The sequence below is a fragment of the Streptomyces sp. NPDC007346 genome, assembly GCF_040703535.1.
Lineage (GTDB): Bacteria > Actinomycetota > Actinomycetes > Streptomycetales > Streptomycetaceae > Streptomyces.
In genome coordinates this window covers 1-24,395 of record NZ_JBEYKR010000110.1, presented here as the reverse complement: position 1 = coordinate 24,395, position 24,395 = coordinate 1, and the positions used below count along the sequence as shown (strand labels likewise).

Annotated in this window: 23 protein-coding genes and 5 tRNA genes; 18 read left to right on the top strand and 10 right to left on the bottom strand. The window is 73.2% G+C overall.

Features of this window, described 5'->3' with window-relative positions; all coding sequences use genetic code 11:
* The first annotated feature begins 100 nt into the window (after positions 1–100).
* Both AB0917_RS24910 and AB0917_RS24905 read left to right on the top strand, forming a co-directional pair.
* A complete protein-coding gene (locus tag AB0917_RS24910; protein ID WP_366821877.1) occupies positions 101–676 on the top strand; it encodes a sigma-70 family RNA polymerase sigma factor in 576 nt (191 codons plus the stop codon).
* Positions 677–693: 17 nt separating this feature from the next.
* Positions 694–1,197 (top strand): GNAT family N-acetyltransferase, encoded by a 504-nt coding sequence (locus AB0917_RS24905; RefSeq protein WP_366821876.1) that lies wholly within the window; start codon positions 694–696, stop codon positions 1,195–1,197.
* A gap of 50 nt (positions 1,198–1,247) precedes the next feature.
* Here the strand turns inward: AB0917_RS24905 and AB0917_RS24900 are convergent, their stop codons facing one another.
* Together AB0917_RS24900 and AB0917_RS24895 are read right to left on the bottom strand one after the other, a co-directional pair.
* Positions 1,248–1,691 (bottom strand): hypothetical protein, encoded by a 444-nt coding sequence (locus AB0917_RS24900; RefSeq protein WP_366821875.1) that lies wholly within the window; start codon positions 1,689–1,691, stop codon positions 1,248–1,250.
* A 1-nt stretch (position 1,692) separates the two neighbouring features.
* A complete protein-coding gene (locus AB0917_RS24895) occupies positions 1,693–2,052 on the bottom strand; it encodes a hypothetical protein (RefSeq protein WP_366821873.1) in 360 nt (119 codons plus the stop codon).
* 622 nt (positions 2,053–2,674) lie between these two features.
* Between AB0917_RS24895 and AB0917_RS24890 the strand changes: the two genes are divergently transcribed.
* From AB0917_RS24890 to AB0917_RS24855, 8 genes are all read left to right on the top strand, one after another.
* Entirely contained in the window at positions 2,675–3,769 is a 1,095-nt protein-coding gene (locus AB0917_RS24890) for an ATP-binding cassette domain-containing protein (protein ID WP_366821872.1), read from the top strand.
* Positions 3,766–4,437 carry a methionine ABC transporter permease gene (locus tag AB0917_RS24885; protein ID WP_366821871.1) on the top strand — a complete coding sequence of 224 codons (672 nt, stop codon included), beginning with the start codon at positions 3,766–3,768 and terminating at the stop codon, positions 4,435–4,437. Before AB0917_RS24890 ends, AB0917_RS24885 begins: the two co-directional genes overlap by 4 nt.
* Positions 4,438–4,532: 95 nt before the next feature.
* Complete coding sequence (locus AB0917_RS24880; RefSeq protein ID WP_366821870.1) at positions 4,533–5,399, top strand: MetQ/NlpA family ABC transporter substrate-binding protein; 867 nt, start codon at positions 4,533–4,535, stop codon at positions 5,397–5,399.
* A gap of 175 nt (positions 5,400–5,574) precedes the next feature.
* The gene (locus AB0917_RS24875) at positions 5,575–6,213 is read left to right on the top strand and encodes a GNAT family N-acetyltransferase (RefSeq protein ID WP_366821869.1); all 639 of its coding nucleotides are present in this window, start codon (positions 5,575–5,577) and stop codon (positions 6,211–6,213) included.
* Between the two features lie 106 nt (positions 6,214–6,319).
* A complete protein-coding gene (gene cbiE, locus AB0917_RS24870; RefSeq protein WP_366821868.1) occupies positions 6,320–7,558 on the top strand; it encodes a precorrin-6y C5,15-methyltransferase (decarboxylating) subunit CbiE in 1,239 nt (412 codons plus the stop codon).
* A gap of 334 nt (positions 7,559–7,892) precedes the next feature.
* Positions 7,893–11,627 (top strand): nicotinate-nucleotide--dimethylbenzimidazole phosphoribosyltransferase, encoded by a 3,735-nt coding sequence (cobT, locus tag AB0917_RS24865; RefSeq protein WP_366821867.1) that lies wholly within the window; start codon positions 7,893–7,895, stop codon positions 11,625–11,627.
* Positions 11,628–11,977: 350 nt separating this feature from the next.
* On the top strand, positions 11,978–13,252 hold the full coding sequence (gene cobA / locus AB0917_RS24860) for a uroporphyrinogen-III C-methyltransferase (RefSeq protein WP_366821866.1): 1,275 nt from the start codon (positions 11,978–11,980) through the stop codon (positions 13,250–13,252).
* A gap of 94 nt (positions 13,253–13,346) precedes the next feature.
* Complete coding sequence (locus AB0917_RS24855; protein WP_366821865.1) at positions 13,347–14,165, top strand: RNA methyltransferase; 819 nt, start codon at positions 13,347–13,349, stop codon at positions 14,163–14,165.
* Between the two features lie 209 nt (positions 14,166–14,374).
* Here AB0917_RS24855 and AB0917_RS24850 read toward each other — a convergent pair whose 3' ends face one another.
* Positions 14,375–15,679 carry a protein kinase gene (locus AB0917_RS24850; protein ID WP_366821864.1) on the bottom strand — a complete coding sequence of 435 codons (1,305 nt, stop codon included), beginning with the start codon at positions 15,677–15,679 and terminating at the stop codon, positions 14,375–14,377.
* Between the two features lie 595 nt (positions 15,680–16,274).
* Here AB0917_RS24850 and AB0917_RS24845 point away from each other — a divergent pair.
* The 3 genes from AB0917_RS24845 (at position 16,275) to AB0917_RS24835 (ending at position 18,413) form a co-directional block, all read left to right on the top strand.
* A complete protein-coding gene (locus AB0917_RS24845; RefSeq protein ID WP_366821863.1) occupies positions 16,275–16,481 on the top strand; it encodes a hypothetical protein in 207 nt (68 codons plus the stop codon).
* Positions 16,482–17,025: 544 nt separating this feature from the next.
* Positions 17,026–18,042: an aminoglycoside phosphotransferase family protein gene (locus tag AB0917_RS24840; RefSeq protein WP_366821862.1), complete on the top strand. Its 1,017-nt coding sequence runs from the start codon at positions 17,026–17,028 to the stop codon at positions 18,040–18,042.
* A gap of 65 nt (positions 18,043–18,107) precedes the next feature.
* On the top strand, positions 18,108–18,413 hold the full coding sequence (locus AB0917_RS24835) for a zf-TFIIB domain-containing protein (RefSeq protein ID WP_366821861.1): 306 nt from the start codon (positions 18,108–18,110) through the stop codon (positions 18,411–18,413).
* 106 nt (positions 18,414–18,519) lie between these two features.
* Here the strand turns inward: AB0917_RS24835 and AB0917_RS24830 are convergent.
* From AB0917_RS24830 to AB0917_RS24810, 5 genes are all read right to left on the bottom strand, one after another.
* Positions 18,520–18,594, bottom strand: a tRNA-Val gene (locus AB0917_RS24830).
* A gap of 51 nt (positions 18,595–18,645) precedes the next feature.
* Positions 18,646–18,717: transfer RNA gene (locus tag AB0917_RS24825), tRNA-Val, on the bottom strand.
* Between the two features lie 36 nt (positions 18,718–18,753).
* A tRNA-Val gene (locus AB0917_RS24820) sits at positions 18,754–18,825 on the bottom strand.
* Between the two features lies 1 nt (position 18,826).
* A tRNA-Cys gene (locus AB0917_RS24815) sits at positions 18,827–18,900 on the bottom strand.
* 34 nt (positions 18,901–18,934) lie between these two features.
* Positions 18,935–19,007 (bottom strand) — tRNA-Gly (locus tag AB0917_RS24810).
* A gap of 163 nt (positions 19,008–19,170) precedes the next feature.
* Here AB0917_RS24810 and AB0917_RS24805 point away from each other — a divergent pair.
* From AB0917_RS24805 to AB0917_RS24795, 3 genes are all read left to right on the top strand, one after another.
* Entirely contained in the window at positions 19,171–20,208 is a 1,038-nt protein-coding gene (locus AB0917_RS24805; RefSeq protein ID WP_366821878.1) for a chorismate-binding protein, read from the top strand.
* Entirely contained in the window at positions 20,205–21,026 is an 822-nt protein-coding gene (locus AB0917_RS24800; RefSeq protein ID WP_366821860.1) for an aminodeoxychorismate lyase, read from the top strand. Before AB0917_RS24805 ends, AB0917_RS24800 begins: the two co-directional genes overlap by 4 nt.
* A 75-nt stretch (positions 21,027–21,101) precedes the next feature.
* Positions 21,102–21,938, top strand: a complete 837-nt coding sequence (locus tag AB0917_RS24795; protein WP_366821859.1) for a GNAT family N-acetyltransferase — start codon at positions 21,102–21,104, stop codon at positions 21,936–21,938.
* A 166-nt stretch (positions 21,939–22,104) separates the two neighbouring features.
* Here AB0917_RS24795 and AB0917_RS24790 read toward each other — a convergent pair whose 3' ends face one another.
* On the bottom strand, positions 22,105–22,620 hold the full coding sequence (locus AB0917_RS24790) for a DsbA family protein (RefSeq protein ID WP_366821858.1): 516 nt from the start codon (positions 22,618–22,620) through the stop codon (positions 22,105–22,107).
* A gap of 155 nt (positions 22,621–22,775) precedes the next feature.
* Between AB0917_RS24790 and AB0917_RS24785 the strand changes: the two genes are divergently transcribed.
* Both AB0917_RS24785 and AB0917_RS24780 read left to right on the top strand, forming a co-directional pair.
* Complete coding sequence (locus tag AB0917_RS24785; protein WP_366821857.1) at positions 22,776–23,234, top strand: hypothetical protein; 459 nt, start codon at positions 22,776–22,778, stop codon at positions 23,232–23,234.
* A gap of 153 nt (positions 23,235–23,387) precedes the next feature.
* On the top strand, positions 23,388–23,543 hold the full coding sequence (locus AB0917_RS24780) for a hypothetical protein (protein WP_366821856.1): 156 nt from the start codon (positions 23,388–23,390) through the stop codon (positions 23,541–23,543).
* Between the two features lie 61 nt (positions 23,544–23,604).
* Here the strand turns inward: AB0917_RS24780 and AB0917_RS24775 are convergent, their stop codons facing one another.
* A complete protein-coding gene (locus AB0917_RS24775; protein WP_366821854.1) occupies positions 23,605–24,201 on the bottom strand; it encodes a CGNR zinc finger domain-containing protein in 597 nt (198 codons plus the stop codon).
* Between the last annotated feature and the right edge of the window lie 194 nt (positions 24,202–24,395).

Here is a 24,395-nt window from a genome sequence, read left to right as displayed (position 1 = left end):
GGGCGGGGGGGGGTTCGGGGGGGGGCCGCCCCTCCGGGGTGGGGGGGGGGGCGGCGGCGGGTGTCCTGGGGGGCGTCGCCCCCCCCACGTCCGCCGGGGCATGACGCTTCTCGATCATGAAACCGACCGGACCGCCGCCGCCACCCTGGTCGTCCGCGCCTTGGAACCCCTCGTACGGGCGGAGGCGGGAGCCGAGGCACCCGCCGCCGGTCTCGACCCCGCCGACCTCGAACAGACCGTATGGCTGCGGCTGCTGGAACGCCCCGCCCCGGCCGTGCCGCCCCGCGACCCGGCCCGCTGGGTGCGCGACACCGTCCGCGCGGAGGCCCGCAGGGGGCGCCGCACGGCCCGGCGGGAACGCCCGTACGCCGGAAGGGAACCCGCCGCCCCACCCGCCGGCGGCCCCGAACGGGCCGCGCTCGGGGCCGCCGAACGCCGGGCCCTGCGCGCCGCGATGGCCCGGCTGCCCGAACGCTGCGCGCGGCTGCTGGAGGCGATGCTGGCGCCCACCGACCCGACCTACCGGGAAATCGCAGGGGAGTTGGGTATGTCACAGGGGAGTTTGGGCCCGATCCGTTCCCGTTGCCTTGGATGTCTGCGCAGAATGCTGGCGGCGGAGGTTGTCGCCCCTGAGCTGCGGGGGAAGAGTGCGGTAGACAACCGGGTGAACAGGTGAGCGGGAGGCGTGCACACATGGGCATGAGCGTGATCATCTCGGCGGCGACGGCACAGGACGTGGAGCAGATCTTCCGGCTCCAGTACCTCTGCTTCCAGAGCGAGGCGCAGCTGTACGACAACTACCGGATCGACCCGCTCGTCCAGACCATCGACGAGGTACGCGGCGAAGTCGCCGACGACGTGGTGTTCGTGGCCCGCCTCGGGGACGAAGTCGTCGGCTCGGTACGCGGATTCACCGACCCGGACGGCACGGGCCAGATCAACAGGCTCTGCGTGCACCCCCGGCTCCAGGGACACGGGCTCGGCACCCGGCTGCTGACCGCGGCGGAGGCGGCCCTGGCGGCCGACCGCGCGGTCACCCGCTTCCGGCTGCACACCGGACACCGCAGCGAGAGCAACCTCCGGCTCTACCGCCGGGCCGGTTACACCCAGGTCGGAGACGTCACGGGCGCGGACGGTGTCCGGCTCATCCTGCTGGAGAAGGAAGCCGCGGCCCAGGAGTTCGTGGCCAGCGCCTGACCCGGCCGGGCCTCGCCGGACCCGGCCCGGCCTCGCCGCGCGGCGAGGCCTCAGGCCGTCCTGGCGCGCCGCAGCCAGATCATCCCGGTGACCGGCAGGATCACCGGGATGAACAGGTACCCCATCCCGAAGTCCGACCAGACGGTCGCGTCGGGGAAGGCGCTCGGCTCGGCCAGCGTCCAGGCGCCCACGACCAGAACGCCCAGAAGCTCGGCGGCGCAGCACACCAGCGCCGCCCGCCGGGCCTTCTCGCCGCCCCGCACCAGCGAATACGTGATGAATCCGTAGACGACGGCGGCGAACGCCGAGAGCACATAGGCCAGCGGCGCCCGGTCGAAGTCGACGATCATCTGGACGATCGAGCGGGAGGCCGCCGCGACCGTGAACACGCCGTAGAACCAGACCAGCACCCGGCCGGGACCCGTGCCCAGTTCGAAGGACGGCTTCGGGGCGGTGGCGGGGGGCTGGTCCGGGCGCCGGTCGGTGTCACTCATGTCAGTTTCCCCAGATGTCGTAGAGCCGTACTTCGAGGACCGCCAGCACGAGAGAGCCCGCCGCCACCGTCACCGAGCCCCAGCGGGTCCGCTCGGACAGCGACAGGACGCCGGCCGCCGGAACGGCCGCGAACGACCCGATCAGATAGGCGATGAAGACCGCCATCCCCTGCTCCGGCCGCTCCCCGCGCGCCAGCTGCACGATGCCCACCACCAGCTGGGCCAGGGCCAGGACGGTCACGACGGCCATCCCGATGAAGTGCCAGTCCTTCGTCGGCTGGTCCTTGTAGGCGGCGTGTCCGCACCAGGCGGCGAGGGCGAGCGCGGTCACGGCGACCGCGACCGTCAGGGCGTGAAGCATGTAGCGAGGGTATTACGGCCCCGCCGCCCGCCCGCCTGCGGCCCCGCCCCGGCCCGGCCCGGCGGCGGTCCGGTGCCGGCGCCGTGGTGGTGCCGTGAGGGCGACCGTGGCCTTGGCCACAACGACCACCCCGACCGGCCCTTCCGGCACCCGCCCACGGGCCCGTACGACCCCCTCGGCCACCCTCGTATGCGCAGGTCAGAGCAGGTTCGCCGGACATCGGAAAGTCGATCCGACGTGCCGCTGCCGACCGTCCACGGCTGTCCGGTATGCGGACGGCCGGGTTCGCGCCGCTGTTACGTCTGTTTTACTTGGGGCCATGACCACGACGAGCAGCCGCACCCTTGCGACCGAGGCGATCAGTACGCCCGGTGCTCGTTGTATGTGTCGAATGCGCGCCTTCTGAGGGCCCCCGCCTGAGCCTCGCGCCCCGAAGCGAGACTGAGCCTGCGCCGCTCGCCCCCTGTGGAACGAGCCGCCCGAGCATGCGCTGTTCCCGGCCGACCGCCGGGGCCGGCCGTGCTGAGACGTCACCGGCCGACCGGCCCGAACAGTCTCTTCAGACGATTGCCCCGTGCCCGGCGGACACCGCGCCGCGCACTCGACAGTGACGGAAACCCCTGTGATCACCACGACGGGCCTCACGAAGGTCTACCAGTCGCGCGACCGTGAGGTCACCGCGCTCGACGGAGTCGATCTCCACGTCCGCGAGGGCGAGATATACGGCGTCATCGGCCAGAGCGGCGCCGGGAAGTCCTCCCTCATCCGCTGCGTCAACCTGCTGGAGCGCCCCACCTCGGGCACGGTGACCGTGGCGGGCCAGGACCTCACCGCCCTCGCCGGGCGGGGCCGGCGGGCGAGCGCGGAACTGCGCGCGGCCCGCACCCGCATCGGCATGGTCTTCCAGCACTTCAACCTGCTGGACTCGCGCACCGTCCTGAGCAACGTGGAACTCCCGCTGGAGATCCTCGGGGTCTCCGGCCAGGAGCGCACCCGCAAGGCCAAGGACCTCCTCGACCTGGTCGGCCTCGCCGACAAGGCGAAGGCCTACCCCAAGCAGCTCTCCGGCGGCCAGAAGCAGCGCGTGGGCATCGCCCGCGCCCTGGCGGGCGACCCCAAGGTGCTGCTCTCGGACGAGGCGACCTCCGCCCTCGACCCCGAGACCACCCGCTCCATCCTCCAGCTGCTGCGCGACCTCAACCAGCACCTCGGCCTGACCATCCTGCTGATCACCCACGAGATGGACGTCGTCAAGACGATCTGCGACTCCGCCGCCCTCATGCAGCGCGGCCGGATCGTGGAGTCCGGCACGGTCGGCGGACTGCTCGCCACCCCCGGCTCCGAGCTGGCGAGCGAGCTGTTCCCGGTCGGCGGGGCCGCCACCGGACCCGACCGTACGGTCGTGGACGTCACCTTCCACGGGGAGGCCGCCACCCAGCCGGTGATCTCCCAGCTCTCGCGTACGTACAACATCGACATCTCGATCCTCGGCGCCGCGATGGACACCGTCGGCGGCAAGCAGATCGGCCGGATGCGTATCGAGCTGCCCGGCCGGTTCGAGGAGAACGTCGTCCCCATCGGCTTCCTGCGCGAACAGGGCCTCCAGGCCGAGGTCGTCGAGGACGCGGCCGGCCCGAAGAGCCCCGCCGCGACGGACGCGACCGGCGTCGTACCGGAGCAGACGCCCGCCGTGATCACCAAGGAGGTCGTCAAGTGACCTGGTCCGAGATGCAGCCCCTGCTGACCCAGGGCACCTTCGACACCCTCTACATGGTGCTGTGGTCGGCGCTGGTCACCGTCGTCGGCGGACTGCCGCTCGGTGTGCTGCTGGTCCTCACCGACAAGGGCGGACTGCTCCAGAACACCGTGGTGAACAAGGTCATCGGCGTGATCGTGAACATCGGCCGCTCGCTGCCCTTCATCATCCTGCTGATCGCCCTGATCCCTTTCACCACCTGGGTCGTCGGCACCTTCATCGGCCCCACCGCGATGATCGTGCCGCTCGCCGTCGGCGCCATCCCGTTCTTCGCCCGGCTCGTCGAGACGGCGATCCGGGAGGTCGACCACGGGCTCGTCGAAGCGGTGCAGTCGATGGGCGGCTCCATCCCCACCATCGTCCGCAAGGTGCTCCTGCCCCAGGCCCTGCCCTCGCTCGTCTCGGGCGTCACCACCACCCTCATCGTGCTCATCGGCTACTCCGCGATGGCCGGTGCGGTCGGCGGCGAGGGGCTCGGCTCCAAGGCCGTCACCTACGGATTCCAGCGCTTCGACAACCAGTTCATGCTGATCACCGTCGCGCTCCTCATCGTGCTCGTCAGCGTGATCCAGCTGATCGGCGACATCGCCGTCCGACTGCTGGCCCGCCGGGGCCGCACCGCCTCCTAGAGGCCGCGGCCCCGGGCACCCCTGAACTTCCCTTCCCCACCGAGCCCGAACTCCTTGTCCGGGCGCACCACCACCACAAGAAAGAGGCACTCTTCGTGCGTAAGAACATCAAGATCACCGCAGCTGTCGCTTCCGCCGCCGCCCTCGCCCTGGGCCTGAGCGCCTGCGGTACGGACTCCGACCCGGCCTCCTCCAAGGGCGACGGGGCCACGGCCGACACCTCCAAGGCCCTCGTCGTCGCCGCGTCCCCGACGCCGCACGCCGATATCCTGGACTTCGTCAAGAAGAACCTGGCGGAGAAGGAGGGCCTCAAGCTGGAGGTCAAGGAGTTCACGGACTACGTCCTGCCGAACACCGCCACCCAGTCCGGCCAGGTCGACGCCAACTTCTTCCAGCACAAGCCCTACCTGGACGACTTCAACGAGAAGAACAAGACCACCATCGTCCCGGTCGTCAACGTGCACCTGGAGCCCCTCGGTCTCTACTCCAAGAAGATCAAGGACCTCAAGGACATCAAGTCCGGCCAGACCGTGGCCATCCCCAACGACACCACCAACGGCGGCCGCGCCCTCCAGCTGCTCGCCGAGAACGGCCTGATCACGCTCAAGGACGGTGTCGGCAGCGCCGCCAAGCTGAGCGACGTCACCGACAAGAAGGGCCTGGAGTTCAAGGAGCTGGAGGCCGCCACCGTGCCCCGCGCCCTGAACGACGTGGACGCCGCCGTCATCAACGGCAACTACGCCCTGGAGGCCAAGCTCTCCCCGGCCGAGGACTCCCTCGCCCTGGAGAAGGCCGACGGCAACCCGTACGCCAACTTCCTCGCGGTCAAGGACGGCAACGAGAACGACCCGCGCGTCGAGAAGCTCGCCAAGCTCCTCAACTCCGACGAGGTGAAGAAGTTCATCGAGGACACCTACCAGGGCTCGATCACCGCCTCCTTCGGCGCCCCGGCCTCCTCCTGACCCCCACCAAGTCCTGACCACCGTCAGGCACTTGACCGACGGAGCCCCGCCCCTTCCCCCGGGAAGGCGCGGGGCTCCGTCGTGCCACCCGCCCATGCACACCACGGACCCGATGCTGCATGCTGTGTTTTTACCCGGTCTTCGCTTTTACCCGGACCTCTGTATGGAGCTGCGCATGACTACCACCTTTCCGTCCGTCTCCATCAGCACGGACAGGTTGGTGATGCGCCCCTTCGACATGGCCGACATCCCCGCGTACATCGAGATGATGAACGACGAGATGGTCACCGCCTGGACCGACGGGCCGCACCCGTACACCCAGGTCGACGCGGAACGCTGGGTCCGCAGAATCGCCCCCGGGGAACGCACCTCGGGCCACGGCATCGCCCTCGCCGTCACCGAGTTCCTCACCCAGCGGCTCGTCGGCAGCGTCCACCTCCTCAACACCGACTGGCGCACCCTGGCCACCGAGGTCCGCTACATCACCGCCCCCTGGGCCCGGGGCGAGGGGTACGCCACCGAATCCGTGCTGGCGGTCGCCGAATGGCTCTTCCGCGACCAGGGCTTCGAACGCATCGAGCTGCGCACCCCCGCCGACAACACCGCCGCCCAGCAGGTCGCCCAGAAGCTGGGCTGCATCAGCGAGGGCGTCCTGCGCAACGCCCGGATCGCCCGGACCCAGACGGAGGACGGCGGCTGGACCGACATCCGCACCGACCTGATCGTGTGGGGGCTCCTGCCCGAGGACCTCGAAGGTGTCGCCGAGCAGCTGGCCGACGCGGGCGGTTACGGCACGTACAACGACTGGAAGTGACCCCGAGGCCCCGGGCCGGACCCCGGTCCGGACCAGGTACTCTCACCCCTGCCCGTCACCGCGGGGTACGCCCCGCTCCCTCCGACACCCCAGGAGACAGACGACGATGGCCGACCGGGTCACGGTGATCGGCTGGGACGGCTCGCCACTGACCAGAGCGGCCACGGCCGCGCTCTCGGCCGCCACGCTCGTCGCGGGCGCCGCCCACCACCTGGCCCTGCCCGAAGTGCCCGAGAACGCCGAACGCATCCGCCTCGGCAGCGTCGACCTGGCCGCCCGCCGCATCGCCGGCCACCGCGGCAGCGCCGTCGTCCTCGCCGACGGCGACCCCGGCTTCTTCGGCGTCGTCCGCAGCCTGCGCGCCCCCGAGCACGGCCTCGAGGTCGAGGTCGTCCCCGCCGTCTCCGCCGTGGCCACCGCCTTCGCCCGGACCGGGATGCCCTGGGACGACGCCCAGATCGTCGTCGCCCACCCGCGCACCCTGCGCCGCGCCGTCAACGTCTGCCGGGCCCACCACAAGGTCGCCGTCCTCACCTCACCGGGCGCGGGCCCCGCCGAACTGGCCCTCCTCCTCGAAGGCGTCCACCGCACCTTCGTGATCTGCGAGGAGCTCGGCTCCGACCGCGAACGCGTCACCGTCCTCACCTCCGACAAGGCCGCCGACCACGCCTGGCGCGACCCCAACGTCGTCATCGTCATCGGCGGCGGCCCCGAGACCACCGCCACCGGCGCCTGGATCGCCGGCCGCCGGCCCGCCTACCCCCAGGGCGTCCGGGGCTGGGCCCTGCCCGCCGAGGCCTACCGCGAGGCCGGCGCCGAACGCATGCGGGAGCCCGGCGAGGGGGAGTCCCCGAACCTGCGCGCCGCCCAGCTGGCCGGCCTCGGCCCCCGCACCGGCGACCTGGTCTGGGACATCGGCTGCGGCAGCGGAGCCCTGGCCGTGGAGGCGGCCCGCTTCGGCGCGGCCGTGCTGGCGGTGGACGCCGACCCGGGGGCCTGCTCCCGTACGGACGCCACCGCCCGCGCCTTCGGCGTACCGCTCCAGATCGTCTGCGGCCGGGCCCCGCACATCCTGGAACGGCTGCCCGAACCCGATGTCGTACGGGTCGGGGGCGGCGGTGTCCCGGTGGTCAGGGCGGTCGTGGACCGGCGCCCGGAACGCATCGTCACCCACGCCTCCACCCGGGACGAGGCCGAGGCGCTCGGCGCGGCGCTCACCGGCAACGGCTACACCGTCGCGTGCTCACTGCTCCAGTCCGTCGACCTGGACACCGAGGCGTGGACCGAGCGTGAACGGTCCGTCGTGTTCCTTCTCTCCGCACGGCGTTCGGACCTCGCCCCCTGACCTTTCGGCCCGGTACGGGAGGTAGGCTGGCCGATTGTTGTACCGCGCCCGGACGTTCGTCGCTTCGTTCGTCAATGTCCGGAAAAGTGGACTGTTTTGGTCCGCTCTGTGGTACGGCACCAACCGGGGGACGCGCGACGTGGCGCAGTCCACAGCGAGCCGTGGCGGAACTGCCTGCCGCGGCGGCGAACGGCCGCGAGAATAAGAAGAGGTCCGCGGGCGTTTCGTGCCGCGCGGCGAGCCCGCTCGTTCTTCACGACGAGCACCGGCGTGCCGTGGTTCGGCGTCCCGGGCGAAGGGCCGAAGGAGCACTGACGATGGGCGAGGGGTACGCATGACTGACACCGGCCAGATCCCGGGCGAGGGACTGCCGGAGAACGCAGGCATGGTGGAGCAGCCGGGCATCCCCGCCCCGGACGCCTACACCTTCCTCGACCCCTCCGAGCACGCACCCGAGGACGACGACCTCCTGCTGATGCCGGCCTCCCAGGGCGCGTGGAGCGACCCGCAGCCGGTCCAGCCCCAGGCGGCCCCTCAGACCGCCCCCGCAGCGGCTCAGCCCGCCCCCGAGCAGGCCGGGCAGGCCCCCGCCCCGGCTCCCGCCGTGCCGCCCGCTCCGGAGCACGCCGCCGCACAGCAGTTCCCGGACCAGCGGCAGCCGCAGTACGCGACGCAGCCTCAGGTCCCCGCGCAGGGCCAGGAGGCCCAGCTCCCCGCCGAGGCGCACGGCACCCAGGTCTCCGCGGGCCGTGACACCGGCTCCGTCGACCTCGACGGTGTACGGATCCCGGCCCCGGCCCCCGCCCCGGTACAGACCCCCACCCCGGTCGGCGCGCACGCGCAGGCCCCCGCCCCGGCCCGCCGCCCCCTGCACCGGGGCCCGGCGTCGGCCGAGGCCCCGTCGTACGGCGGCGGTACGCAGGGCGGCGGAGTGGTCCGCTCGCTGGCCGACCGGGGCCCCGCCGGAGCGGTCCGCACCGCGCCCCCCGCCCGTCACGCGAGCCCGCCGCCGGCCGGCCCCGAGTATGTCCACGCCCCCGTCGGCGAGGCCCCGGTGCTGCCGGGCCCGCAGCTGGGCGAGATCCCGCCGCAGGGGGCGGCCCCGTGGGGCCCGCCGCCGCAGCAGCCGCAGCCCGAGCCGGAGGCGACGGCCGCGGTGGAGCCCCAGGAGCCGGTGCAGGCCGAGCAGCCGGTGCAGGCGGCCGTGGAGGCCCCTGTCGAGCCGGTGCCGGTGGGGGAGCCGGAGGCGGCGGCAGAGGGTGAGCAGGTCGTGGAGCCGGAGGCGGAGCCGGTGATCGAGGCCGTGGCTGAGGCCGAGATGCCTGAGGCGGCGGTCCAGCCCGAGGCCGTGGCGCCGGTCGAGGCCGAGGCGGTGGCCCAGCCCGAGCAGGTCGGGCCGCGGCCGGTGGAGCCCGAGGCCGCTGTCGAGGCCGAGGCTCCTGCCGAGCCGGTCCAGCAGCCGGAGACGGCGGTCGAGCCCGAGGCGGTCGCTCCTGTGGAGCAGGAGCAGCAGGAGCAGCCGGTCCAGCTTGAGCAGGCGGTTCAGACGGAACAGCCGGTCCAGCTTGAGCGGGCGGTTCAGCCGGAGCAGCAGGTTCAGCCGGAGCAGTCGGCCCAGGCCGAGGCGGTCGCTCCCGTACAGCAGCTTGAGCAGCCGGTCCAGCAGCCTGAGGCTGCGGCTCAGCCCGAGCAGGTCGTCGCGCAGCCCGAACCGGTGCAGCAGGTGGCGGCCCCGGCAGAAACGGTCGTTCCCGAGCCGGCCGCCGAGGAGGCTCCCGCCGAGCCGGTCGCCGCCGAGGCTCCCGCCGAGCAGCCCGAGGCTCCGGTGGAAGCGGCGGTCCCGACGGAGCTGCCGGCCGAAGTACCCGCCGAGGTGCCCGTGGAGGTGCCGGCAGAGGCGCCGGTGCCGGACGCGGCCGTTGATGCTCCGGCCGAGCCCGGAGCCCCGGCGGTCCCGGTGGATGCCTCCGTGCCGGAGCCCCCGGCTCCCGTACAGCAGCAGGCTCCCGCCGCCGAGCCCGTACAACCGGCGGAGGCCGTCGAACCGGCCCCGGCGCCAGCGGTCGACGAGGCAGTGGAGGCTGTGGAGGCCCCCGAGCCCGCCCCCGCCACCGCCGCGCCCATTGAGGTGGAGCCCGCACCGGCAGCGGTGGCCGAGCCCGCGGCGGAGCCGGAGCCCGTACAGCCCGCCCCCGCCCCCGTCCTCGCCGTCGGTCCGGAGCCGGTAGCCGTGACGGACTACGAGGACGGCACCGGGCCGGAGGTCATCGAGACCCCGGAGCTGGAGGAGCCGGTCGAGCAGCCCGCGGCGGAGACGGCCCCCGAAGAGCCGTTCACCCCGCCCGCCCCCGGCTACGACGACGCCGAGCGCGAGGCGGTGCTCCGGGTCATGCGCGAGCGCCGGGACATCCGCAACGGCTTCCGTAGCGACCCGATTCCGCACGAGGTCCTGCTCCGGGTGCTGGAGGCCGCGCACACCGCCCCGAGCGTCGGCCACTCGCAGCCCTGGGACTTCGTCGTCATCCGGTCCGCCGAGACGCGCCGTTCCATGCACGAACTGGCCCAGCGCCAGCGTGAGGCGTACGCCAAGTCGCTCCCCAAGGGCCGGGCGAAGCAGTTCAAGGAAATGAAGATCGAGGCGATCGTCGACACCCCGGTCAACATCGTCGTGACCGCCGATCCCACCCGTGGCGGCCGGCACACCCTGGGCCGTCACACGCAGCCGCAGATGGCCCCCTACTCCTCGGCGCTCGCCGTGGAGAACCTGTGGCTGGCCGCCCGTGCCGAGGGCCTCGGCGTCGGCTGGGTCAGCTTCTTCGACGAGCGCGAGATGGTCCGGGCGCTCGGTCTGCCCGAGCACCTCGAAGTCGTGGCGTATCTGTGCGTCGGTTACGTCGACGAGTTCCCCGAGGAGCCCGAACTGCTTCAGGCGGGCTGGTCCAAGCGCCGCCCGCTCTCCTGGGTCGTCCACGAGGAGACGTACGGCCGGCGCGCGCTGCCCGGCGAGGAGCCGCACGACCTGCTCCAGGAGACGATCTCCGCCATCCGCCCGCTGGACGCGAAGGCGCTCGGCGAGGCGTGGGAGCGGCAGAAGCGGATGACCAAGCCGGCCGGTGCGCTCGGCATGCTGGAGATCATCTCCGCGCAGCTGTCCGGGCTCTCGCGGATGTGCCCGCCGCCGATCCCGGAGCCCGCGGCCGTCGCGATCTTCGCCGGTGACCACGGGGTGCACGCCCAGGGCGTCACCGCCTGGCCGCAGGAGGTCACCGCCCAGATGGTGGCGAACTTCCTGGGCGGCGGAGCCGTCTGCAACGCGTTCGCCGCGCAGGTCGGCGCGGAGGTCTGCGTCGTCGACGTCGGCGTCGCCACGGAGCTGCCCGCCACCCCCGGGCTGCTGCCCCGCAAGGTCCGCGCCGGTACCGCCGACTTCACCACCGGCCCCGCCCTCACCCGCGAAGAGGTCCTGGCCGCGATCGAGGTCGGCATCGAGACCGCCCGCGACCTGGTGGCGGCGGGCAACAAGGCGCTGCTCACCGGCGAGATGGGCATCGCCAACACCACCGCGTCGGCCGCGCTGATCTGCGTCTACACCGGGATCGACGCCTCCGAGGTGACCGGCCGGGGGACCGGCATCAACGACGAGATGCACGCCCGCAAGGTCGACGTCGTACGCCGGGCGCTCGACCTCCACCAGCCGGACGCGTCGGACCCGATCGGCGTGCTCGCGGCGGTCGGCGGCCTGGAGCACGCCGCGATGGCGGGCTTCCTCCTCGGCGGAGCCTCCCTGCGTACGCCGGTGATCCTGGACGGTGTGAGCGCGGGCGCCGCGGCCCTGGTCGCCCGAGCCATCGCCCCCGAGGCGATGGCCGCCTGCATCGCCGGCCACCGCAGCGCGGAGCCCGGCCACATGGCCGCCCTGAACAAGCTGGGTCTGCGCCCGTTGGTCGACCTGGACCTCCGTCTGGGCGAGGGCACCGGCGCGCTGCTGGCGCTGCCGATCGTGCAGAGCGCGGCGCGGGCGATGCACGAGGTGGCGACGTTCGACGCGGCGGGGGTGACGGAGAAGTAGCCCGGGACGGCTGTTCCGGCCGCCCCGGCTTCCCGTCCAGCCTTCCCGCCCCGGCTTCGCCCTCAGCCCCGTTCCAGCCCCTCCGGGGTTCGAGGAGCGGGGCCGGGGGTGGAGCCCCGACACCTCAGCCCGTCCGGCGCTTGAGGACGAAGGGGGCCCGGGGCGCAGCCCCCGGTTCGGGGAGGGGCGGGCAGGGGAACAGCCCGCCGCGGGCGCCCCCACCCCCAGGACCCGCCCCCCGCCACCCCGTATCCTGTCCCCCACCCAGGAACCCCGCTTCCGCACGTCACAGCCGCTCCACAGCCGCAGCGGCCCCTACGCAGCACCCCGCACGAGGAGCCCGCACCGCCATGGCCGAGCACGCAGATCACGCCGATCACCCCGCGTACCCCGTCGGACTGCGCCTGCACGGCCGCCGCACCGTCGTCATCGGCGGCGGCCAGGTCGCCCAGCGCCGGCTGCCGCAGCTCATCGCCACCGGTGCCGCCATCACCCTGATCTCCCCGTCCGCCACGGCCTCCGTCGAGGCGATGGCGGACGCGGGGGAGATCCGCTGGGAGCGCCGCCGCTACCAGGACGGCGACCTCGCCGACACCTGGTACGCCCTGGTCGCCTCCTCCGACATCGCCGCCAACGACGCCGCCTCCGCCGAGGCCGAGCGCACCCGCACCTGGTGCGTACGGGCCGACGACGCCGAGGCGGCGACCGCCTGGACCCCGGCCACCGGCCGCAGCGAGAACGTGACGGTCGCCGTCCTCACCACCACCTCCCAGGGCCGCGACCCCCGGCACTCCGCCGCCATCCGCGACGCCATCGTCGAGGGCCTGCGCGACGGCACCCTCGCCGCCCCGCACCACCGCACCCACGCCCCCGGCGTCGCCCTCGTCGGCGGCGGCCCCGGCGACCCGGACCTGATCACGGTGCGGGGCCGCCGCCTCCTCGCCGAGGCCGACGTGGTCATCGCCGACCGCCTCGGCCCCCGCGACCTGCTCGACGAACTGCCCCCGCACGTCGAGGTGATCGACGCGGCGAAGATCCCGTACGGGCGGTTCATGGCCCAGGAGGCGATCAACCAGGCGCTGATCGAGCACGCCAAGGCGGGCAAGGCCGTGGTCCGGCTCAAGGGCGGCGACCCGTTCGTCTTCGGCCGCGGCATGGAGGAGGCGCAGGCGCTGGCCGCCGAGGGCATCCCCTGCACGGTGGTCCCCGGCATCTCCAGCACCATCTCCGTCCCCGGAGCCGCCGGCATCCCGGTCACCCACCGAGGGGTGGCCCACGAGTTCACCGTGGTCAGCGGCCATGTCGCGCCCGAGGACCCGCGCTCGCTGGTCGACTGGGAGGCCATCGCCCGGCTGCGCGGCACCCTCGTCCTGCTGATGGCCGTCGACAAGATCGGCGCCATCGCCGCCGCCCTCATCGCCCACGGCAAGGACCCGAACACCCCGGTCGCCCTCGTCCAGGAGGGCACCACCGCCGCTCAGCGCCGGGTCGACGCGACCCTCGCGGACGTCGGCGAACGGGCGGTCGCCGAAGACGTGCGCCCGCCCGCGGTGATCGTCATCGGCGACGTGGTCGCGGTCGGCCCGGACGCCGCACCGCGCCCGGACCGGCCGTCTGCCGAATGACGGCGGACCTCTCCGCCCCTCCCACCAGGTAACCCGCGGTTACGCGTCCCATCCCAGGCGTTGACCCCGCAGACCGGACAGGCAGTAGCACCCCGTGGCAGAACTCATCACCGTCGACGACCCCGACGACCCGCGCCTGAGCGACTACCTCGGACTGACCGACGTCGAGCTGCGGCGACGGCGCGAGCCCGCCGAGGGCCTCTTCATCGCCGAGGGCGAGAAGGTCATCAGACGAGCCCGGCAGGCCGGGTACGAGATGCGCTCGATGCTGCTCTCCGCCAAGTGGGTCGACGTCATGCGCGACGTCATCGACGAGGTCCCGGCCCCGGTGTACGCGGTCGCCCCGGACCTCGCCGAGCGCGTCACCGGCTACCACGTCCACCGGGGGGCGCTCGCCTCCATGCAGCGCAAGCCACTGCCCACCTCCGGCGAACTCCTCACCACCGCCCGCCGGGTGGTGGTCATGGAGTCGGTCAACGACCACACCAACATCGGGGCCGTCTTCCGCAGCGCGGCCGCCCTCGGCATGGACGCCGTCCTGCTCTCCCCGGACTGCGCCGACCCCCTCTACCGGCGCTCGGTCAAGGTCTCCATGGGCGCGGTCTTCTCCGTCCCCTACGCCCGGCTGGAGGCCTGGCCGACGACGCTGGAGACCGTACGGGAAGCGGGGTTCCGGCTCCTGGCCCTCACCCCCGACCCTCAGGCCACCAGCATCGACGAAGCGGCCCCGCACCGGCTGGAGCGGGTCGCGCTGATGCTGGGCGCGGAGGGGGAGGGGCTGTCCCCAAAGGCGCTGAGGGCGGCCGACGCGTGGGTCCGCATCCCGATGGCGCACGGCGTCGACTCACTCAACGTCGGCGCGGCGGCCGCGGTCGCCTTCTACGCGGTGGCGACGGGCCGCCCGGAGAGCTGAGACCGGCCCGACCGAGGCCGAGGCCCGGGGCGGGCGCCGACCCAGGGGCTGTCTGACCGTTCGGCGCGGGCGGGCGGGCGAGGCTCGGCACGGCGCCTCGCGGCGTTGCCGAAAAGCCCTGGTAGCTCCGCCACGAGGACTCTCCAGCGCGTTGCGACGCACCGCACCGGACGCCGAGGCCCCTCCGATCCTGATCCGCCGGACACGCCCTAGCGCGGCTCGGCCCGCTCGTGGTCCCGCAGCTGTTCCCCGGCCTGCGCGATCTGGGCCACCCGCTCGCTTGCGCCCAGCCCGCGCGCCGGCCCCTGGCACCCTTGCGCCGCCGCGATCCCCAGCGCCACCAGCAGCGTCACCACCACGAACACCACCAGCCGCTGGCGCAGCAGCCGTGGATTGGCCGGACGCCGCCCCGCCGAGGTCGTCCGGGCCCCGGGACGGGTCCCCGGCCTGCCGTTCGTCGCGCCCGGCCGCTTCCCGGAACCGGTGGTGCCGCGCTGCGGCCGGGACCCTCCGGTGCGCGGCGCCCCCGAACGCGAGGGGGCGGGACGCCGGCCCCGCTGCGGGCGGGCCGCCGAAGAGGGGCCCTCCGCACGGCGGGTGTGCTGCTCGGTGTACGGGCCGTCGAGCCGGCCGGTGGGGCGGTCCGCGTCCTGGGCCGAGCGCTGGGCGGGCGGCCGGCTCTCGTGCAGGCCCTGCGCCTCGCGCGCCGCGATCTCCTTGAGCCGCATGGACAGTTGGAGCGTGCTCGGCCGCTCCTCCGGGTCCTTCGCCAGACAGGCCCTGATCAGGGGGGCCAGAGCGTCGTGCACCCCGTGGAGCTGCGCCTCCTCGTGCACCACGCGGTAGAGCATCACCTCGGAACTGCCGTGCCCGAAGGGGGAGTCGGCCATCGCCGCGTACGCCAGGGTCGCGCCGAGCGAGAAGACGTCCGTCGCGGGCGTCACCGCCGCGCCCCGGACCTGCTCGGGTGCGAGGAAGCCGGGCGACCCCACCGCCGTACCGACATGGGTCAGCGTGCTCGCCCCGGTCGCCCAGGCGATGCCGAAGTCGATGATGCGGGGGCCCTTGGGGGAGAGAAGGATGTTCGAGGGCTTCAGATCGCGGTGGACCACGCCCGCCTCGTGCACGGCGACCAGGCCCTCGGAGAGCGCCGCACCGATCGAGGCCACCTCGGCCGCGGCCAGGGGGCCTTCCTCGGCGACCTTGTCGTGGAGGGAGGGGCCGGGCACGTACTGCGTCGCGAACCACGGGCGGTCCGCCTCCAGGTCGGCGGCGACGAGCCGGGCCGTGCAGCCGCCCCGGATCCGCCGCGCGGCGGACACCTCGCGCGCGAACCGCGAACGGAACTCCTGGTCCTCCGCCAGGTCGGGCCGGATCACCTTGAGGGCCACCCGTTGGCCGCGTCGGTCGGAGCCGAGGTAGACCACGCCCATGCCGCCCGCGCCGAGTCGCCGGTGCAGCCGGAACGAGCCGACGAGACGCGGGTCCTCGCGCCGGAGCCGCATCATCGCCATCGTCTGCCCATCCCCGCTGCCTGGTCCGCCTGACGAGGCACAGCTTACGTACCCCGCGCCGGGTGCGCTCAGAGGCCGCGCCCTCCCCGGGGATTCGATTGCCCCTCTCCTAAGGCGGACGTGAAGCGCGGTCAGGGGACGGTGGTTCCGGGCCTGTCGGTCGTGGCGGATGGCAAAACCCTGTTGGACAAGGGCTGTTGGATCACGCCACGGTGGCCGGGAAGAGATGGCCGGCGAGGGCGGGGATACCACCCGGGCGTACAGGGTGACGCCCCTCGGCGGCAGCCGGGGAACGTCACGCACCCTCCTTCGGAGGGTGCGGGGAGTGAGTGAAGTCACCCGATGGGAACCCCTTCCGAGGGGTGGTGTCCCCCCTGCGTCCCCTCCGGGATGACCCCAAGACCGCGTGGGCCGTCTCCACCCAGGGGAGTACGCCGACCGCCGGCGGCTCATCCTCCGGGAGGCCCGGGATTCGGTACGCGGGCATGACGCCCCGTGCTCACCGGTTACCTAATGTTGAGGTCAAGCGGCGGGCGCAGCACTCGTCCCCCGAGGTCACACGCCCGTCGCTCCACATCAGGTCAGGAGAGGAACCATGTCGGACACGGCAATGCGGTCCATGATCCGTACGCAGGGACGCAAGGCCTACGCCTCGTTCGGCGCCCGCCCGTCCGGCACCCGTCACCCCTTGGTGGCGACGGCCATGGTTCTTCCCCTGGCGGCCCTGCTCGTGGTCGCCTTCGGCGGCTGGGACGCGGTGGTCACACAGGCGTCGTCCGTGGCTGTGATGCTGGGGCGCTGAGCGGCGCCCGGGGTCCGGAAGAGCGGTCCGGACCCAGGTGTATCGGGCCAACAGCCCCGTGGGGACGGGGGTGCGGCGGACGGCAGCGTTTGTCCGGTCAGCTGGGGAGCTGACCGGGCATCGCGCTGTTCGGGCCGGTTTCTGCGTCGGGGGGTTCCTCGTGGCCGCCTTCCCCGACCGTGGCTGCTTTCCGGGGAGCAGCCCCCGTGCTTCGGGCGGCTTCCGTGCCAGGCGGCTTCCGCGTCGAGTGGCCTCCCTGTCGGGCGGCTTCCGCCTCGGGCGGCCTCCGTGGCGGACGGTCTCCTCGTGGCTGGAGACACGCCGGTAGGGGCCGGGCGCGGCCCGCGTAGGCGCCCCGCCCGACGGGCTCTACCGCCCTGAGGCCCGCCCGCCGCGTACGCTCGGCAGGGTCCGATGTCAGGGCCGGGACCGATCGCCGCCGGGGGAGCCGTTGCGTACCACCTCAACCTCAGCCGCCCGCGAGACGGCAGCCCGCGAGACAGCCGCCTGCGAAACAACCGGCCGCGAGACGGCCTCCCGCGAAATGACCGGCCGCGGAACGACCACCCGTGAGCCGGCCGCCAGTGAGCCGGTCATCCGTGAGTCGGTCATCCGTGAACTGGGCGCCCTGGCCCACCGCCTCCACCACCCGCCGGGAACCCCCTGCGCCTGCGAGCCGCCCCAACTCCTGGCCGACCGGCCGGACGGCACCGTGGTCCGCAGCGGCCCGGTCGTCGCCAAGGCCCACGCCGCCGACATCGACCGGGAGGCCCTGGCGGCCCGCCTCGCCCTCGCCTCGGCACCACAGCTGACCGGTGTCCTCCTCCCGCCGCTCACCACCCCGGACCCGGACGGTACGACGGAGGCGGCCCCGCGCCGCCCCGTCACCTTCTGGCCGTACGGCACCCCCGTCGACCCCAGGGCCCCCGACGCGGCCCCCTGGGCCGAAGCCGCCGTCCTGCTCGCCCGCCTCCACCGAACCGTTTCTCCGCTCCCCGCCCCGCCGATGCGCGGCCCGGTCAAGGCGGCCCGCGCGCTCGCCCGGATGGCCGCCGCCCTCCCCGGCGACGACGCGGTCCTCCCCGTACAGGCCGCCTGGCACGCCCTGCCGGCCTGGGCCCGGGGCGAGGCCGCGCCCCCCGCCGCACGGTCGGGCTTCCTCTGCCACGGAGACCTGCACCTGGGTCAGCTCGTCCGCCATCCCGCCCCGGACGGGCCCTGGTTGCTCATCGATGTGGACGACGCGGGCCGGGGGGACCCGGCTTGGGACCTCGCGCGGCCCGCCGCCTGGTACGCGGCCGGGGTGCTGGCCCCGGAGGACTGGCGGCTGTTCCTGGAGGCCTACCGGTCCACCGGGGGGCCCGCGGTGCCGGCCGAGGGGGACCCGTGGCCACAACTGGACGTCCCCGCCCGCGCGCTGACGGCCCAGACGGCGGCCGTCGCCCTCGCCAAATGCGCGGCGGAGGGCCGGGAGCCGGACGAGATGGAGCAGCTGATGATCGATTCCTGTACCCGAATCGCTACGCTGCCACCCGAGTTGGCGGCCGGGTGCGCATCGTAGGGTGAACGGACCGCGGCCGGACAGGCTTTCCGGCGGCGGCACGACGAGGGCGAGGAGCCGAGCCGATGATGCAGTGTCCCAAGTGTCACGCGCAGATGCAGACGTACAACCGCAACGGTGTCCAGATCGAGCAGTGCAGCGGCTGCCGGGGCATATTCCTGGACTACGGCGAGCTGGAGTCGCTGACCCGCCTGGAGTCGCAGTGGGCCCAGCAGGCCCCGCCCCCGCCGCCCGCCCCGCAGCCCTACCCGGCGGCGGCCCCTCCCGCCCACGCCCCCGCCTGGGGCGCCCCGCAGCACGGTGGCGGGTACGGCGGCCATTACGGCCACCGCCGCCAGAAGGGCTTCGGCCGGATGCTCTTCTCCTCCTGAGAACCGTGAGTCCTCGAGGGCTACGAGTCCTTGAGGACCACGAGTCCTGAGGACTACGAGCGCGACGGAAGAACCCCCGGTCATGGAGACGACCGGGGGTTCTCGGTGGTGCGCGATACTGGGATTGAACCAGTGACCTCTTCCGTGTCAGGGAAGCGCTCTCCCGCTGAGCTAATCGCGCGGGGATCCTGCGGGTGCTGCCGTACTGCGGGGCCTTGCTGAGTGTGCTGCGTGCGCGATACTGGGATTGAACCAGTGACCTCTTCCGTGTCAGGGAAGCGCTCTCCCGCTGAGCTAATCGCGCGGGGATCCTTGCGGACCGATGATCCTTGCGGATCAGTGGACGATACTGGGATTGAACCAGTGACCTCTTCCGTGTCAGGGAAGCGCTCTCCCGCTGAGCTAATCGTCCTTGGAGGTGGAGACGGGATTTGAACCCGTGTAGACGGCTTTGCAGGCCGTTGCCTCGCCTCTCGGCCACTCCACCAGGGATGGGTTCGGGAAGACCCCCACCTTCTGCGAGCGGACGACCAGGTTCGAACTGGCGACCTCAACCTTGGCAAGGTTGCGCTCTACCAACTGAGCTACGTCCGCTTGTCTTTCCCGGACCGCTTGCGCGTCCCGGCGACGTGTTGAACTCTAGCGGATTCCTGGGCCAGTACAAAAACGCGTTTGCGCAGCTTGCCGCCGTACCGCCACCCCGGCGCAGGTCATCGCGGGCGGTCCTAGACTCAGCAGGGTGTTTCCCCTCGCTCCCATGGCCCGCTTCGGCGGCCTCGTCGCCTCCGGTCTCCGGGACGTGACCCACGATCCCTCGGCTCTCGACTCGTCCGGTTTCTGGGCGGTATGCACCGACTTCGAGGGCCGTACCGTCTGCGCCCGCTTCTCCTCCGTACGCCGGGAGGAGGTGCCCGCCCCCGTGCCCGGAGCCTGGCGCGGTCCCGCCGCCGGCGCGTGGACGACCTCGCTGGACCGTGACGCCTACATGGCGGGCGTACGGCGGATCCGTGAACACATCGCCGCGGGCGAGGTCTACCAGGCCAACCTCTGCCGGGTCCTCTCCGCGCCGCTGCCCGAACCCGGCCGGGCCGATGTCGACGCCCTGACCGCCCTGCTGGCGCGCGGCAATCCGGCGCCGTACGCAGGAACGATCCGCCTGCCCGGCCACGGGGTGGAGGTGGCCACCGCCTCCCCCGAGCTGTTCCTGCGCCGGGACGGGCGGACCGTGGAGTCCGGGCCGATCAAGGGGACGGGGCGCACCGAGGACGATCTGCTGGAGAAGGACCACGCGGAGAACGTGATGATCGTGGACCTGGTCCGCAACGATCTCGGCCGCGTCTGCGCCACCGGCAGCGTCACCGTCCCCGACCTCTGCGTGGTGGAGAAGCACCCGGGCCTCGTCCACCTCGTCTCCACCGTGCGGGGCGAGCTGGCCGACGGCGCGGGGTGGCCCCAGCTGCTCACGGCGGCGTTCCCGCCCGGCTCCGTCACCGGGGCGCCGAAGTCCAGCGCGCTGCGGATCATCGAGGAGCTGGAGCGCTCGCCGCGCGGGCCGTACTGCGGCGCGGTCGGCTGGGTCGACGCCGACCGGTCCACGGCCTCCCTGGCGGTGGGCATACGGACGTTCTGGATCGACCGGACCGGCTCCGTGCCGCTCCTGCGCTTCGGGACCGGCGCCGGCATCACCTGGGGCTCCGACCCCGGGCGCGAGTGGGACGAGACCGAGCTGAAGGCGTCGCGGCTGCTCGCTGTAGCGTCGGGCACGTTCGAGGAGACAGGAAGGACCACGTCATGAAGATCTGGGTCAACGGCGGGCTGCGGGATGCCGAGGACGCCCGGCTGTCGGTGCTCGACCACGGGCTGACCGTGGGCGACGGCGTCTTCGAGACGGTCCGCACCAGCGAGGGCCGGCCGTTCGCCCTCACCCGCCACCTCGACCGGCTGACCCGGTCCGCGCGCGGCCTCGGCCTGCCCGACCCGGACCTGGACGAGGTCCGGCGCGCCGCGGCGGCGGTCATCGAGGCCAACCCCGTACCGCTGGGGCGGCTGCGGATCACCTGCACCGGCGGGCTCTCCCCCCTCGGCTCGGACCGGGGCACCGCCGGGCCCAGCCTCGTCGTCGCGCTCGACGAGGTGCACCGCCGCCCGGACACCACGGCGGTGATCACGGTCCCCTGGACCCGTAACGAGCGCGGGGCGCTCACCGGGCTCAAGACCACCTCGTACGCCGAGAACGTCGTCGCCCTCGCCCGTGCCCGCGAGCGGGGCGCCTCCGAGGCGCTGTTCCCGAACACGCGGGGCCGGCTCTGCGAGGGGACCGGGACCAACGTGTTCGTCGTGCTGGACGGCCGCATCCACACTCCGCCGGTCGCCTCCGGGTGCCTCGCGGGGATCACCCGCGCGCTGGCCGTGGAGTGGACCGGGGCCGAGGAGAGCGACCTGCCGATGGAGGTGCTCGCCGAGGCCGACGAGGTCTTCCTGACCTCGACGCTCCGCGACATCCAGGCCGTGAACCGCGTCGACGACCGGGAGCTGGCGCCGGAGCCCGGTCCGGTGACGGCCAAGGCCATGCGGATCTTCGAGGAGCGGGCCGGGAACGATCTGGACCCGTAGCCGGACCGGTCATGGACTCCGGTACGGGCACGAAAAGCGCGTGACGCGCGGGTGTCCAGGGGATACAAAGCTTTGATGACCACGACACTCCGGCCGTCCGGGCCGCTTCAGCAAGGCGCCGACGGAGCGCGGGCGCGCACCTACGACGTCTGTGACAACGGGCGTCCCGTCGGCGCCGTATCGATCAGCACCGATGCCGCGTTCGGCGCCGCGGCCGGGGTGGTGCGCTCCCTCGCCGTCGACGAGGCGCGGCGCGGGCGTGGCCGGGGCACCATCGCCGCGCTCGCCGCCGAGGAGGTGCTGCGGGGATGGGGGTGCACCCAGGTGCGGGCGGAGGTCCCGGCCGAGAACGAGCCCGCCCGGCGGCTGGCGACGGCCCTCGGCTACACCGAACGCAGCCGCAACATGGTCAAGACCCTCGGCCCGGACACCGCCCGCCTTCCCGAGGGGCTCACCTCACGCCCGATGAGCGGGCAGGAGTACGCGCACTGGCTGGACAAGGCGGTGCGGTCGTACGCGCAGGAGTGGGTCGACCGGGGCGTACCGCCCGAGCAGGCCCGCCTCAAGTCCGAGGCCGACCACGCCGGGAACCTCCCGGACGGCCTGGCGACCGAGGGCGTGCGGTTCCGCGTGCTGGTCCACGGCGGCGAGGTCGTCGGCCACGTCTGGCTGGCCCTGCGGGAGCTGGAGCCGGGCAGGACGGCGGGCTTCGTCTTCGACGTCGAGGTGCGCGAGGAGCACCGGGGCCGCGGCTTCGGACGGGCCCTGATGCTCCTCGCCGAGGACGAGACCCGCTCCTGGGGCCACGACCGGCTCGGCCTGCACGTCTTCGCCGCCAACACCCCGGCGCTGCGGTTGTACGAGTCCCTCGGCTACGCGACGACGCGGTACAACCTGGCCAAGGCGCTGTAGGCGGCCTCAGCCTCTCCCCGGAAGCCGGAAGCCGGAAGCCGGAAGCCGGAAGCCGGAAGCCGGAAGCCGGAAGCCGGAAGCCGGAAGCCGGAAGCCGGAAGCCGGAGTCGTCAGAGGTCAGAGGTCAGAGGTCAGAGGCCGGAGTCGGAGAGGTCGGCGTCGGACGTCAGGCCTGTGCGGCCAGTAGCCGGTCGATGATCTCCTCGATCCGCTCGCGCAGCCCCTCCTGGCTCTTGCCGCCGTCCAGCCGCTCGTCGCCGATCACATAGGTGGGCGTGCCGGTGACCCCGATCGCCTTGCCCTCGGCCTGGTCGGCGTCGACGATCAGCAGATGGCGGCCGTCGATGAGCGCGGTGTCGAACTCCTCCGCGTCCAGGCCCAGCCCACGGGCCACATCGAGCAGCACCGGCTCACCGGACTTCGCCAGCTCCTCGGTCCTGGCCAGGAGCGCCTCGATGTACGGCCAGTCCCGGCCCTGGACGGCGGCCTCCTCGGCGGCCTGCGCCGCGGCGTAGGCGTGCTTGTGCTTCTCCAGCGGGAAGTGGCGCAGCCGGATCTCGACGCGGTCGCCGTACCGGTCACGCACGGCGCGCACATCGCCGAGGGCCCGGTGGCAGTCGGGACATTCGAGATCGCACCAGATGTCGAGGACGACCGGTTTCGCGGGGGTGGAATCGCTCATGGGCCCAGTCTTTCAGGCCGTGCGGACAGCTCCCAATCGGCACCTGGGGAGGAGTCCGGCCCTGAAATGTCCCTGAAGTGGTCCGGCGCCGTGGCCTCCGTGCCGGTCGTCGGTGCAGGATGGAGGGGACGTTTCCCCTGCGCCTGGAGGCCCCGATGCTTGCCGAGACCATCTGTTCCGCGGCGTCGGCGGCGGGCCTGGGCGTCGCCGCGATCACCGCCTACCGCAAGCGGTTCCTCACCGCGACCAGGATCGCCGCCTACTCCCTCGTCCCGGTCGGGCTCGTCCTGACCGGCGTCGTCGCGTGGGTCTCGGGCATCGCGTTCAAGCCGAGCGTCTGGGTCGGCTTCGGCGTGCTCGGCCTCGCGTGGCTGCTCTTCATGACCACTCGTGCCGTCGAGCGCCGAGGCGGCTCCACCCGTGCGGAGCGCAAGGCCGCGCGGGCCGCCGGGCGCGACGAGGCCGTCGCCCCGGGCGCCTCCGCGCCCTCGCTCGGCGCCGGTGGCCAGGCCCGGCCGCAGGCGGCGGCGAAGCCGAAGCAGAAGCAGGAGGCCGCCCCGGCCGGCGAGGACTTCAGCGACATCGAGGCGATCCTGAAGAAGCACGGCATCTGACCTACGGGCGGCTTTCGTCGCTCCGGGGCCCGAATACCTGATGGCATCTCGGACGCCGGAGCGAATCCGGAGGGCCACGGGACGGTGAACTACCGGGGAAATGAGACCGGTTGATCGCCAATCGGGTCCCGCGTGAGTCATGATCACCCCGAGATGGTGGACACATCCCGGGGCGAAGCCCCCGCACCCCCTGCCGAAGAGCCCCGTGGCTGCCTCTTCGCGCTTTCCCAGCCTCCCCTGATGATCTTCCTCGCGGTGATCGGGAGCCTGCTGCTGATGGCGGCGCTGCACGACCTCTTCCTGTTATGAACAGCCGTCCCGGTGACTCGGCCTCCGGACTCCCGGCGGCTCAGGCCCCGGTCTCCCGGCGTCAGGCCCCGGCCTCCCGGCGCCGGGCCCGGTACGCGGCGACATGGAGCCGGTTGCCGCAGGTGCGGCTGGAGCAGTAGCGGCGGGAGCGGTTGCGCGAGAGGTCGACGAAGGCGCGCCCGCAGCCGGGGGCCTCGCAGCGCCGCAGACGTTCCTGTTCGCCGGCCACGATGATGAAGGCCAGGGCCATGCCGCAGTCGGCCGCGAGGTGGTCGGCGAGCGAGGCGTCGGGCGCGAAGTAGTGCACGTGCCAGTCGTAGCCGTCGTGGTCGGTGAGCTGGGGCGTGGTCCCGGCCGCGGCGACGAGCCCGTTGACGAGGTCGGCCGCGGTACGGGCGTCGGGGGCCGCGAAGACCTCGGCGAAGCGGCCGCGGACGTCCCGTACGGCGCCGAGGTCCTTCTCGCCGAGGGTGCCGACGCCGCTGATGTGGTGCCGCTCGGCGAAGGCGTACAGGGCCGCGACATCGGCGAGCCCGTCCTCCGGCCCGTCCACGAGTCCGTCCGTGCGGCCGTCCTCGGGCGGCTCGCTCTCCGGTGCGGTGTTCACCAGATCGACCACCGTGTCGAGGGCGATCCGGGTGTCGTGAGGGATCAGCACGCTTCGCTCCCTGGCCTCCGGCGGGCGGGCGCCTGCCGATGGCGGCTGACTCTACTGGCTCACCCGGCCGCTGCCCGGCCCGGTGCGGCCCGCGAGGGAGCGGAGAGCCCGGTGGAAGCCACCGCCGTGCTGCCGGGGCCGTGGCGCACGCACAGGCGCCGTCACCGCGGTGGATTCCGCGGCGCCGGCGCCCG

Excerpts from the sequence above, each read along its gene's own strand:
- AB0917_RS24795 (WP_366821859.1), top strand. The coding sequence starts at position 21,102 with ATGACCACGACACTCCGGCCGTCCGGGCCGCTTCAGCAAGGCGCCGAC.
- cobA (WP_366821866.1), top strand. The coding sequence starts at position 11,978 with ATGGCCGAGCACGCAGATCACGCCGATCACCCCGCGTACCCCGTCGGA.
- AB0917_RS24800 (WP_366821860.1), top strand. The coding sequence starts at position 20,205 with ATGAAGATCTGGGTCAACGGCGGGCTGCGGGATGCCGAGGACGCCCGG.
- AB0917_RS24910 (WP_366821877.1), top strand. The coding sequence starts at position 101 with ATGACGCTTCTCGATCATGAAACCGACCGGACCGCCGCCGCCACCCTG.
- cbiE (WP_366821868.1), top strand. The coding sequence starts at position 6,320 with ATGGCCGACCGGGTCACGGTGATCGGCTGGGACGGCTCGCCACTGACC.
- AB0917_RS24805 (WP_366821878.1), top strand. The coding sequence starts at position 19,171 with ATGGCCCGCTTCGGCGGCCTCGTCGCCTCCGGTCTCCGGGACGTGACC.
- AB0917_RS24900 (WP_366821875.1), bottom strand. The coding sequence starts at position 1,691 with ATGAGTGACACCGACCGGCGCCCGGACCAGCCCCCCGCCACCGCCCCG.
- AB0917_RS24785 (WP_366821857.1), top strand. The coding sequence starts at position 22,776 with ATGCTTGCCGAGACCATCTGTTCCGCGGCGTCGGCGGCGGGCCTGGGC.
- AB0917_RS24845 (WP_366821863.1), top strand. The coding sequence starts at position 16,275 with ATGTCGGACACGGCAATGCGGTCCATGATCCGTACGCAGGGACGCAAG.
- AB0917_RS24790 (WP_366821858.1), bottom strand. The coding sequence starts at position 22,620 with ATGAGCGATTCCACCCCCGCGAAACCGGTCGTCCTCGACATCTGGTGC.
- AB0917_RS24850 (WP_366821864.1), bottom strand. The coding sequence starts at position 15,679 with ATGGCGATGATGCGGCTCCGGCGCGAGGACCCGCGTCTCGTCGGCTCG.
- AB0917_RS24875 (WP_366821869.1), top strand. The coding sequence starts at position 5,575 with ATGACTACCACCTTTCCGTCCGTCTCCATCAGCACGGACAGGTTGGTG.
- AB0917_RS24840 (WP_366821862.1), top strand. The coding sequence starts at position 17,026 with ATGACCGGCCGCGGAACGACCACCCGTGAGCCGGCCGCCAGTGAGCCG.
- cobT (WP_366821867.1), top strand. The coding sequence starts at position 7,893 with ATGACTGACACCGGCCAGATCCCGGGCGAGGGACTGCCGGAGAACGCA.
- AB0917_RS24780 (WP_366821856.1), top strand. The coding sequence starts at position 23,388 with ATGGTGGACACATCCCGGGGCGAAGCCCCCGCACCCCCTGCCGAAGAG.
- AB0917_RS24835 (WP_366821861.1), top strand. The coding sequence starts at position 18,108 with ATGATGCAGTGTCCCAAGTGTCACGCGCAGATGCAGACGTACAACCGC.
- AB0917_RS24905 (WP_366821876.1), top strand. The coding sequence starts at position 694 with ATGGGCATGAGCGTGATCATCTCGGCGGCGACGGCACAGGACGTGGAG.
- AB0917_RS24895 (WP_366821873.1), bottom strand. The coding sequence starts at position 2,052 with ATGCTTCACGCCCTGACGGTCGCGGTCGCCGTGACCGCGCTCGCCCTC.